The organism is Bradyrhizobium sp. NBAIM03, assembly GCF_020194055.1.
Taxonomy (GTDB): Bacteria; Pseudomonadota; Alphaproteobacteria; order Rhizobiales; family Xanthobacteraceae; genus Bradyrhizobium; species Bradyrhizobium yuanmingense.
In genome coordinates this window covers 1-3,344 of sequence record NZ_JADYVS010000070.1, presented here as the reverse complement: position 1 = coordinate 3,344, position 3,344 = coordinate 1, and the positions used below count along the sequence as shown (strand labels likewise).

The window sequence follows — 3,344 nt, the reverse complement described above, 5'->3', positions numbered from 1 at the left end:
ACAGCCGATCGCCCTCGACAAAGGGACTGGCGATGAACCGCTCCGCGGTCAGCTCAGGGCGGTTGAGGTAGCCCCGTGCCACCCCCGCCCCGCCAATGTAAAGCTCACCCACCGCGCCGAACGGCACGGGCGCGCCATGGCCATCCAGCAAGTACACACGCGTGTTGGCGATTGGGCGCCCGATCGGGACCAATGACCCATTAAAATCAGCCGGGCAAGTCCAGATCGTCGCACAGACTGTTGCCTCGGTCGGGCCGTAAGCATTGACAATTGATGTTGGGGCCAGACTTCGGATGAGTTCTGGCTTCGGCAGCTCTCCAGCAAGAACGAGAGCTTGCACAGCCAAACATTTCGGATCCTTGTTTGTCTGAAGCAACGCTGGGGGTAATGTCGCGTGGGTGATGGCTTCGCTTTGCAGATAATCCGATAGCTTGTTACTCGCTTGACGGATCTCTTCCGCAGGCAAGTGCAAAGCGGCTCCGGAGCCAAACGCCATAACAAGCTCCCAAGCGCTTGCATCAAAAGCAATGGAGGCGAACTGCACGACGCGGCTGTTGGAAGAAGCGCCAAAGAGGCCGACCTGAGCCGACAGCAGATTGACCAACCCTTGATGCTGGACCATGACCCCCTTTGGGGTTCCGGTTGAGCCTGAGGTGTAGATCACATAAGCGAGATGGCCCGATGTGAGGCCAAGCGTGCGCCGGTCAGGGTTTGAAGCCGCCCGTTCGGCCCAGGCGGGCGTGGCCGTCTCCACATCGATGACCGTCACATCGGTCAGCACCTCGAGACCGAGTGCTGCGCGACCGACGACGTCGCAAAGCAGCAGCCGCGGCGCGGCATCGTCGACAACCTGATGCAGCCGCTCGCTGGGATATGCTGGGTCCAGCGGCAGATAGGCACCGCCAGCCTTGAGGATCGCCAAGACACCAACCACCATCGCCGGACTGCGTTCGAGGCAGATCGCAACCGGCTGGTCCGGCTTGACCCCGAGGGCGATCAGGTGATGCGCCAGCCGGTTGGCCCGCGCGTTGAGCTCGCCATAGCTCAGCCGCTCGTTTTCGCAGACCAGCGCCACCGCCTCCGGCGCCTTTTGCACCTGCGCCTCGAACAGCTCATGGACGCACAGGTCCGATGGATAGGCCTCCGCCGTCCGGTTCAGATCCTCCAGCAGATAGGTGCGCTCTTCAGCTGGCAAGATGTCCAACTCGCGTACCGGCGTATCCGGGGCATGCTCCAGCGCCTTTGCCAGCTCCTCGAGCACCCGCTGCATGTAGCCGCAGATCCGATCCGCAGAGATAGGCTCCGCCACCTGCACAGTGAGGCCCAGCGCCTCGCCAAAATCCTCCACCGACAGGGTCAGCGGATAATTGGTGCGTTCCTCCCCACCCAGCCATTCCATGCCCGACAAGACATCATCCATCCCGGAGCCGGGCACAGCCGGCGCCGTGTTGTGACGGTAGTTCAACAACGTGCTGAACAGCGGCGCCGACGCCGCAACAGCGCTGCAGCGCTGTACCAGCGCCAGCGAGGCCTGCTCGTGCGCCAAGAGCTCGGCCAGCCGGGCGTGCGTGGTTCGCACGCTCGCCTCGACCGCTGTCCCATCAAGATCAAGCCGCAGCGGCAGGGTGTTGATGAACAGCCCCATCGTGCGGTCGGCGCCAGCGCTGCCCTGCAGGCGGCCTAACAGCACCGTGCCGAACACCACCTGCTCGCGGCCGCTGCTGCGCGCCACCACCTGTCCCCACGCCAGATGGCACAGGCTCGCCAGACTCACGCCCAGCCGCCGTGCCTGTTCGCGCAGCCTCGCTTGGAGCGCTGACGGCAGCATCCGCTGCGCCTCTCGAACCCCGCTGCCGTCGCCGCGCACCTCGCGCAAGCCGAACGGCGTGCTCGGCTCGTCGATGTCGGCCAGCAGCTCCCGAAAGAACGCTTCATCGGCCTTGGCATCACGGCGTAGATGCGCCTGCGCCACCAGATTGCGGAATGGCTGCGGCGCCGTCAGCTCATGCTGGCGCCCCTCCAGCTCGGCCCGGACCTCAGCATGCATCACGTCCCGCGTCGTGTGATCCCCGATCAGATGATGCTGCAGCTCCAGCAGCAGCCAGCGCGCGCTGCCGGGCTCGCGCGCAATCATAAATCGCAGCAGTGGTGCTCGGCCAAGCTCGATGCGGTGCTGGCGCGGATCAAACCGCTCCTTAAGCTGCGCGGCGCCAGCACCATGAGCGCCATCCAGCTCGACCTCGATCACCTCCAGTCGCGCCTCCCGCCACACCACCTGGGCCGGGCGCGACAGGCCCTCCCAGACGAACGAGGTGCGCAGAATGTCGTGCCGATTCACCACCCGCTGGACCGCGGCAAGATAGCGATCGAGCAGCCCACGCTCGTCAAACGCCATCTGCGATACCAGCAGGTACGGATCGCCCTTTGCCGCCAACAGATGATGGAACAGGATGCCGTCCTGCAGCGGCGACAGGCCGTAAATGTCCTGGATGTTGCAAATCCCGCCGGGCACTGTGGCGATGATCCGGTCGATCTCGCCCTGGGCCAGCTCAATCAGCGGCAACATCTGCGGCGTGATCGCCGCACTTCGCTCGGTGATCAGGTTGGCCGGGACCGCCACCTCGTGATGGCGGCCCAGGCTTGCAGCCAGATCAGCCAGCACCGGCTTGACGAACAAGGTGCGCACCTCGATGCGCAGTGACCGCCGCCTTAGACGCTCGATCATCTGCACCGCCAAGAGCGAGTGCCCTCCCAGTTCGAAGAAGTTGTCGTGCCGTCCGACCCGCTCCAGCCCCAGCAGCTCGGCCCAGATCTGCGCCAGCACCGTCTCCGTCTCGCCCTGTGGCGGCGCGTAGGTCCGGCGCGCATACGCCTCGTCGCCCGGGGCCGGCAGCGCGTTTCGATTGAGCTTACCGTTCAGCGTCAGCGGAAGCGCCGCCAGCCGCACGAACGCACTCGGCACCATGTAGTCCGGCAGCCCCGCACTCACATGCGCCCGCAAACCGCCGGCAAGATCAGATTCCTCAGCTTCGGCGGCAACGACATACGCAACGAGGCGCTGCTCGCCGCGACCATCCTCGCGCGCCACCACCACCGCCTCGCGCACGCAGGGGTGGCCGCAAAGCCGCGCGACGATCTCGCCCGGTTCGATCCGGAAGCCGCGGATCTTCACCTGCTCGTCGTTGCGGCCTAAAAACTCCAGATTGCCATCCGGCAGGTAGCGTGCCAGGTCGCCGGTCCGGTACAGCCGGTCGCCCTCGACAAAGGGACTGGGGATGAACCGCTCCGCTGTCAGCTCAGGGCGGTTGAGGTAGCCCCGCGCCACCCCCGCCCCGCCAATGCAG

Annotated in this window: 1 protein-coding gene; it reads right to left on the bottom strand. The window is 65.4% G+C overall.

The genetic code is table 11. The annotated features are described in order from the left end of the window. On the bottom strand, positions 1-3,325 hold a 3,325-nt coding region (locus tag I6F21_RS37350; protein WP_346656857.1), incomplete at its 3' end, for an amino acid adenylation domain-containing protein. Between the last annotated feature and the right edge of the window lie 19 nt (positions 3,326-3,344).